Origin of the sequence: Streptomyces durocortorensis (genome assembly GCF_016901035.1) — a bacterium.
In the GTDB taxonomy this organism is placed as follows: Bacteria; Actinomycetota; Actinomycetes; order Streptomycetales; family Streptomycetaceae; genus Streptomyces; species Streptomyces durocortorensis.
Window position 1 is genome coordinate 1 of record NZ_JAFEUF010000298.1, and the last position, 7,210, is coordinate 7,210.

The 7,210-nt window shown below is 72.6% G+C and carries 9 protein-coding genes; 5 read left to right on the plus strand and 4 right to left on the minus strand.

From position 1 onward, the window contains the following. Positions 1-62: 62 nt before the first annotated feature. Entirely contained in the window at positions 63-1,022 is a 960-nt protein-coding gene (locus tag JS521_RS31925; RefSeq protein WP_205086397.1) for an AraC family transcriptional regulator, read from the minus strand. 104 nt (positions 1,023-1,126) lie between these two features. Here JS521_RS31925 and JS521_RS31930 point away from each other — a divergent pair, with 104 nt between their 5' ends. Next, positions 1,127-1,978 (plus strand): NAD(P)H-binding protein, encoded by an 852-nt coding sequence (locus JS521_RS31930; RefSeq protein WP_205086398.1) that lies wholly within the window; start codon positions 1,127-1,129, stop codon positions 1,976-1,978. Positions 1,979-2,015: 37 nt separating this feature from the next. Here JS521_RS31930 and JS521_RS31935 read toward each other — a convergent pair whose 3' ends face one another. After that, the gene (locus tag JS521_RS31935; protein WP_205086404.1) at positions 2,016-2,363 is read right to left on the minus strand and encodes a VOC family protein; all 348 of its coding nucleotides are present in this window, start codon (positions 2,361-2,363) and stop codon (positions 2,016-2,018) included. A 129-nt stretch (positions 2,364-2,492) separates the two neighbouring features. Next, a complete protein-coding gene (locus JS521_RS31940) occupies positions 2,493-3,014 on the minus strand; it encodes a hypothetical protein (RefSeq protein WP_239488130.1) in 522 nt (173 codons plus the stop codon). An 83-nt stretch (positions 3,015-3,097) separates the two neighbouring features. Here JS521_RS31940 and JS521_RS31945 point away from each other — a divergent pair, with 83 nt between their 5' ends. Further along, complete coding sequence (locus tag JS521_RS31945) at positions 3,098-3,655, plus strand: TetR/AcrR family transcriptional regulator (protein ID WP_205086399.1); 558 nt, start codon at positions 3,098-3,100, stop codon at positions 3,653-3,655. 89 nt (positions 3,656-3,744) lie between these two features. Here JS521_RS31945 and JS521_RS31950 read toward each other — a convergent pair whose 3' ends face one another. Next, positions 3,745-4,941, minus strand: a complete 1,197-nt coding sequence (locus JS521_RS31950; protein WP_205086400.1) for a flavin-containing monooxygenase — start codon at positions 4,939-4,941, stop codon at positions 3,745-3,747. A 225-nt stretch (positions 4,942-5,166) separates the two neighbouring features. Here JS521_RS31950 and fepB point away from each other — a divergent pair, with 225 nt between their 5' ends. The 3 genes from fepB to JS521_RS31965 all read left to right on the plus strand — a co-directional run. Further along, positions 5,167-6,168, plus strand: a complete 1,002-nt coding sequence (gene fepB, locus JS521_RS31955; RefSeq protein WP_205086401.1) for a Fe2+-enterobactin ABC transporter substrate-binding protein — start codon at positions 5,167-5,169, stop codon at positions 6,166-6,168. A gap of 192 nt (positions 6,169-6,360) precedes the next feature. Continuing rightward, entirely contained in the window at positions 6,361-6,813 is a 453-nt protein-coding gene (locus tag JS521_RS31960; protein ID WP_205086402.1) for a DoxX family protein, read from the plus strand. Further along, the coding region (locus tag JS521_RS31965) for a Zn-ribbon domain-containing OB-fold protein (RefSeq protein ID WP_205086403.1) at positions 6,810-7,210 on the plus strand (401 nt) is incomplete at its 3' end. The genes JS521_RS31960 and JS521_RS31965, both read left to right, overlap by 4 nt.

The window sequence follows — 7,210 nt, forward strand, 5'->3', positions numbered from 1 at the left end:
GGGGCGGCCCACCCCGGCGAGGCGGCTCATCCCGGCCGCACGGCTCACCCCGCCGGGACGGCTCACCCCGCCGGGGCGGCCGCCTCCACTGCGTCGGCTGCCGCCGCCTCCCGCCGGAACGCGCTCGGGCTCTCGCCGCGCAGCCGCTTGAACGCCGCGCTGAAGCCGAACGCGTCCGCGTAGCCGACCCGCCGGGCCACGGCCGCCACAGTCAGCTCCGGGCGGGTCAGGAGGTCGGCCGCGAGCGTCATCCGCCACTCAGTGAGGTAGGCCACCGGCCCCTCCCCGACGAGTTCGGTGAACCGCTTCGCCAGGGTCGTCCGGGACACCCCCGCCCGGAGCGCCAGCTCCGCCGTCGTCCAGGGGTGCGCCGGGTCCTCGTGCATCGCCCGCAGCGCCGGACCCGCCACCTCGTCGCCGAGCGCCCCGTACCACCCCGGCGGATCCGCCTCCGGCCGGTCGAACCAGTCCCGCAGCGTGCACACCAGCATCCAGTCGAGCAGCCGGTCGAGCACGATCTGGTCGCCCGGCCGCCCGCGGCTGATCTGCGCCTCCAGGTAGTCGCGCATCGGCGCGCAGTCCTCCTCGTCGGGCACCACGAGCGCCGGCGGAAGCGCCCGCAGCAGCCGCTGGGGAACCTGCGCCTGTACGTCATAGGTGGCGGCCAACAGCACGGTCGCGCAGTCGAATTCGGGGCCACCGGCCGGCGCGGCCCCGCCGTCCCGGACCTGGTCCCAGCGCACCTCCCGTACGCCGCCGGCCCGCCCCGTCCCCGTACCGTCCGCCGGGTCGTCGGTGAAGACGAACGGGGCCGGACCTCGCACGATCGCGCCCTCGCCCACCTCCACCCGCAGCGGCTCTCCGCCCTCCGGCACGATCCACCCCGCACCCCGCAACGGCAGGCACAGGGTCAGATACGCCCCGTCCGTGAACCGCAGTGACCAGGGTGCGCACAGCACCGAACGCCCGAACACCGCGCCCCTGCCCCGAACGCCCCGCAACAGCTCGTCGAACACATCCATGACGCCCAGCCTAGGCAGAGCCGGCCGCGTCCCCGGACGATCGCCTATGCGCGACGGACACACGCCCATGGGCCGGGCGGCGGCCGGCGCGATGGACTGGGCCCATGACGACGAAGAGCACGCACCGCACCCCGTCCGGCATCCTCGTCCTCGGCGCCACCGGCAAGACCGGCCGCCGGATCGTGGCCCGGCTGCGCGCGTCCGGCAACGCCACGGTCCTGGCGGCCTCCCGCTCCGGCGAGGTCCGGTTCGACTGGACCCTTCCCGACACCTGGGAACCCGCACTCGCCGGCGCCGAAGCGCTCTACCTGATCGCCCCTGACGACCCGTCCCCCGTAAAGGAGTTCGTGACCCGCGCCGAGGCCTCGGGGGTCCGCCGCTTCGTGGTCCTGTCCGGCCACGGCATCGAGCAGGCGGGCGAGGGCTTCGGCCGGGGCATGGCGGCGGCGGAGGACGCGGTCCGCGGGTCCGGGGCCGAGTGGACCCTCCTGCGCCCCAACAACTTCTTCCAGAACTTCGACGAGGACCTGTGGCTGGCCCCGCTGCGCGCGGGGCGCCTCGGCCTGCCGATCGGGGACATGCCCGAGCCCTTCGTCGACGCCGACGACGTCGCGGCGGTCGCGGCGGCCGTCCTCACCGAGAGCGGCCACGCGGGCCGCACGTACGACCTGTCCGGTCCCCGCGCCCTCACCTTCGCCGAGGCCACCGAGACCATCGCCCGCGCGGCGGGCCGACCCGTCCGCTACGAGGAACTGACCCCGGAGGCGTACCGCGCCGAACTCCTCGCCCAGGGCTGGCCGGAGTCGGCCGCCGACTCCCTCGGCGCGATGTTCGCCCTGCACCGCGCGGGCCACACGGCCGAGGTGACCGACGGAGTCCGCCAGGTGCTCGGCCGGGAGGCGGCTGACCTGGAACCGTGGGCGCGGCGGATCGCGGCCTCGGGGGTCTGGGCGTAACCGTGCCGGACCGGGCCGGACCTGACCGGCCCGGGTGTCAGCGGTGGCTCAGTACGTTGACCACCCGGCCGTCCGGATCCCGCACGAAGAACCTCCGTACGCCCCACTCCTCGTCCTGGAGCGGGTGGACGATCTCCGCGCCGCTCTCCCGTACGGCGGCGTACACCGCGTCCACGTCGTCCACCTCGACGCTCAGGTCGGGGACGACCGGACCGGTCAGGTCGTGGGTCATGAAGCTGACCTGCTCCTGCGGGCCGGACGGCGAGGCCACGGTGGTGATCCAGCCGAGGTTCATGACCTCCTCGAAGCCGAGCAGTCCGTAGAAGTCCCGGTTCTCCCCGACCGCCTCCGTCCGGAGGTTGGGCACGACACGGCGAACGGTCATCATCGGCTCCCGGGGTAGGGCGCGCACGAAGTCGGCCTGGCCGTCGACGACTTCGAGGGCGGTCTGCGTCATGTCCTCGTGGGCACCGCCCACGGGGCGCAGCCTATCCAGGGGCACCGGCAGCCCTCGTCAGACACCTCGCACGGCGGCTGCCGCGTCGCGGAGCAACCCGGGGGCCAGACGCCGGTGGACGGCGGACAACGGTGACCACACGGCTCGGGCCGGCGGGCGGTCGTAGCGCAGGAACGTCCCCAGCGACACCCGTCCGGCTGCCGCCTGGACGACGAGGTTGTTGGTCAGGAACCAGGAGGCGGATTCGAGACGGATCCAGCCCTCGCCGCGTCCGGTGATCCGCCACCCGGCCACGGTGTCCGGCGACCGCCCCCGGCTGAGCCGGAGGCCGAGAAGTCCTTGCCAGATCAGCCGCTCCGTGGGGCCGGGGACGTCGCCGAACATGGCACGCGCCCACTGCTCCGCCGTCGGGTTCGTGCCGACGTCCTCGGAGAGGGTGAACACGTCGGCGTAGTCGATGCGGGACAGCGAGCTGAGAGCGCGGGTGGCCGCGGGAATGCTGTGGATCCCCACGGCACGCTCGACGGCGGCGTCGCGCCGCTCGCGCTCGGCGTGGGGTCGGTCGGGCAGTCCGGTCATCAGGCACACCACCTTCTGTACGGCACCGTATAGAAGTAGGATAGCTGCTTTATACGGTGCCGTACAGAAAGTGGGAGGTTGCGGTGGCCCGTGCCAGGACGCCCCGCACGGCGTGGATCGAGGCCGGGCTGCACGCGCTCGCGGCCGGAGGGCCGGACGCCGTGCGGATCGAGGTGCTCGCCAGGTCGCTGGGTGTGACCAAGGGCGGGTTCTACGGTTTCTTCGCCGACCGCTACGCGCTGCTGGAGGAGATGCTCGACGCGTGGGAGCGCGATGTCACCGACGCCATCATCGAGAGCGTCCGTGCCGAGGGCGGCGACGGGCGCGATCGCCTGCGCAACCTGTTCCGCATCGCGGGGAGCCAGGCAGGCGTGACCACCGCCATGAGCACGGAGCTGGCGATCCGGGAGTGGTCGCGGCGCGATGCCGCCGTCGCCCACCGGCTGCGGCGCGTCGACCGCCGGAGGATGGACTATCTGCGGGAGCTGTTCCGGGAGTTCTGCCCCGACGAGGACGAGGTGGAGGTCCGCTGCACCATCGTGACGTCGGTATGGATGGCGGCCCACTTCATCGCTTTCGACCATGGCGGGCGGTCGCACGACGAGGTCGAGAGCATGGTGCTGCGACGCGTGCTCGAATAGGCCCGAGCTCGAATAGAAGCGTGCTCGAATAGACGCGTGTTCGACCGGGCGTGCCTACCGAGGGCGGATCCGGCTGCGGCACCCCGCCCTCAACGTGACGCCCGCGCCACCCTCTTGGCGATCTTCTCGGCGTCCAGGGCCATTTCGCGGAGCATCCCGCTGATCGGGTTGGTGAACCCGGTGAAGTGGAGCCCGGAGGCTCCCTTCGGGGACCGGCCGCCGTGGGTTACCGGGCGGCCCCGCCCGTCCAGCACGTCCAGGTGGCCGAGCAGCGGCTCCAGGGCGCGGTCGTAGCCGGTGGCCGCGATGACGGCGTCCGGGGTGAGGCGGGTGCCGTCGGCCAGGACCACGGTGTCCTTGTCGAAGGAGGCGACCGTCGCCACCGGGGTCACCCGGCCGCTCTTCACCGCGTCGATGAGCCCCACGTCCTGGACCGGGATCGCGCCCTCGCGGACCCGGGAGTAGAGCCCGGTGGCGGGGCGCGGCAGCCCCTGGGCGGCCAGGTCGGGCACGGCGATCCGGGCCATCACGGCACCCGCGCGGTCGACGAGCCGTACCGGCAGCCGGCGGACCAGGATGCCGGTGGCCTGGGCCGGCCAGCCGGCGGTGGAGCGGCGGACGATGTGCGGGGCCGTCCGGACCGCGATGCGTACCGAGGCGGCCCCGCCCTCCGCCAGGTCCGCAGCGATCTCCGCGCCCGTGTTGCCGATGCCGACGACCAGGACGTCCTTGTCCGCGTACGGGGCCGGGTTCCGGTACGCCGCCGCGTGCAGCAGCTCGCCCGTGAACGTGTCGCGGCCCGGCCAGTCCGGGATGCGCGGGGTGTGGTTGAAGCCGGTGGCGACGACGACCGCGCGGCCCCGCAGGACCCGGCCGCCCGTCGCGGTGAGCTGCCAGTCGCCGGAGCCGTCGGGGGCCGGGTCTATTCGGGTCACCTCGACGCCCGTCACCACCTCCAGCTCGTGGTGCTCGGTGTACTTCTCCAGGTACCGCACCACGTTGTCCCGGCCCACCCAACGCCCGAATTTGCGCGGCATCTTCAGCCCCGGCAGCGCCGACCAGCGGCGGGTGGTGTGCAGGTGCAGCCGGTCGTAGTGGCCGCGCCAGGACGCCCCGACCCGGTCCGACTTCTCCAGGACCACCGCCCGTACGCCCCGGGCGCGCAGCGCGGCCGCGGTGGCGAGGCCGCCGGGGCCGCCGCCGATGACGTACACGGGTCGGACCTCCGTACGGTCGGTGAGGGCGACGGCGTCGTGACTGGCTGCGGAGGACGTGCTGTTGGGCATGGTTCGGAGCGTAATCGCCCGCTCTGTTGATGGGTCTCGGTCAAGAGGGAAATCGATTGCGAATTGATCACGAGCGGAGCCGTGCGGTGACCGGGCGTCCCGAAGTGCCCCGAAGTATCGCTAAGGTAAGCCTAACCTTGCCTTGACTGTTGCGGGGTGGCCTCCGGGGGCAGCCGCGCGACGCCGTGTCGCGCGCCCGTCCGGGGGTGAAGGGGCGGGACGTACATGAACGGCAGACAGCTTCGGGTCCGTTTCCGGGGGGTGGCGGCGCTCGCCGCCGGCCTCCTCGCACTCACCGCCTGCGGTGGGGGCGGGGGAGGGGGTGACGCGGACGCCGAGGGCGGCGACAAGGCCGCCTCCGCCACCCGCTCCGTGAAGCACGACGCCGGGACCGCCGAGAAGGTCCCGGACCGGCCGAAGCGGATCGTCTCCGTCAGCGTCACCATGACCGGCCATCTGCTGGCGCTCGACGCCCCGGTCATCGCCTCCCAGGCCACCCCGCCCTCGGTCATCACCGACAAGCAGGGCTTCTTCACCCAGTGGTCCGACGCGGCCGCCGAGAACAGCGTCAAGGTCGCCTACCAGGGCTTCGAGCCCGACGTGGAGAAGGTCCTCGCGCTGAAGCCCGACCTGATCGTGGGTGCGTCCTCCGGCGCGGAGAACGCCGAGAAGTTCTACGACAAACTCTCCGCCGTCGCCCCGACCCTCCTCTACCGCCACGACGACGTCTCCTGGCAGGACCTCACCGGCCGCCTCGGCAAGGACCTCGGCCTGGAGAAGCGCGCGAGCGAGGTCGTCGCCGCCCACGACAAGCGGGTCGGCGAGGTCAAGGCCGCCATCACCGTGCCGAAGCAGTCCGCCGCCCTCGTCCGCGACAACCAGTCCGCGATGACCGTCTTCACCCCCGAGTCCGCCCAGGGCCGCCTCCTCACCTCGCTCGGCTTCACCGTCCTCGAACCGCCGGCCGGCAAGGGGCAGACTCAGGGCGGCCGTTCGGACTTCGCCGAGTTCAGCCAGGAGAAGGTGGCCGACACCGCGAAGGACAGCTCGCTGCTCTTCGTCAGCCACACGCCCGAGGAGATCGCCGCCGCCACCGCGCGCCCGGTCTGGAAGGACCTGGCGGCGGTCAAGGACAAGCGGGTGTACGACCTCGGCCTCGACACCTTCCGGCTGGACTACTACAGCGCGGGCAACCTGATCGACAAGATCGAGAAGGCCTTCGGCTGACCGTGGTCCGCGAAAAACCCGCCGCACGTGTGCGGTACGCCGCCGGGCTCACGGCGGGGCTGGTCCGTGGTGCCTATCTGGCATGGCTGCTGGGGCGCGGGCGGCGGCGCTGAGGACGGTGCCGACCTCTTGCGCGAGTGGCCTCCGTCCGCTGAACTGACGTACCGTCAGAAATAAGCGACCGGAGGCCCGATGCAGACGATCTGGCTCGGCGGAGCGGAATGGCTCGCCGTCCTGCGTATAGGCCTCGGCCTGTGGTGGCTGGAGAGCTGGCGGCACAAGGACAAGAAGGGCTGGTTCGAGCGCGGGACGGGGATCGCCTGGGCGGCGGACGTCGCGGGCAAGCACCGGTGGGGGGTGGTGCGCACAGGGTTCCGGCGGGTCGTCGAGCCGCGCCCGAAGCTGATCGCGTACGTCGTCGTCTACGCCGAACTGGCCCTCGGGCTCGGGTTGGTGACCGGATTCCTGACCCCGGTCGCCCTCGTCGCCGGCCTCCTCCTCAACCTCCTCTACCTGATCCTGATGATCCACGACTGGGCCGAGCAGGGGCAGAACGCGATGATGGCGCTGATCTCGCTCGTGGCCCTGTTCGCCATGGCCTGGCAGACCTGGTCGCTGGACGCGGCACTGGGGCTGTTCCTGTGAGCGCCGAACGATCGGCTGCGGCTCCGCGCTTCGACCTCCCGGAGCCGGACGCCTTCACCCGCCCCTACTGGGACGCGGCGGCGGAGGGGCGACTGCTGATCCGCCGCTGCGCCGGATGCGGCCGGGCGCATCACTACCCGCGCGAGTTCTGCCCGTACTGCTGGGGCGAGGACGTGAGTTGGGAGCGCGCGAGCGGAGAGGCGACGCTCTACACCTGGTCCGTCGTCCACCGCAACGACCTGCCGCCCTTCGGCGGGCGCGTCCCGTACGTCGCGGCCGTCGTCGACCTCGCCGAGGGGCCCCGGATGATGACGGAGATCGTGGAGTGCGCGCACGATGCTCTGCGCGTCGGGATGGGCCTGGCCGTCACGTTCCGGGAGGCGGGGGAGGGCGGCGG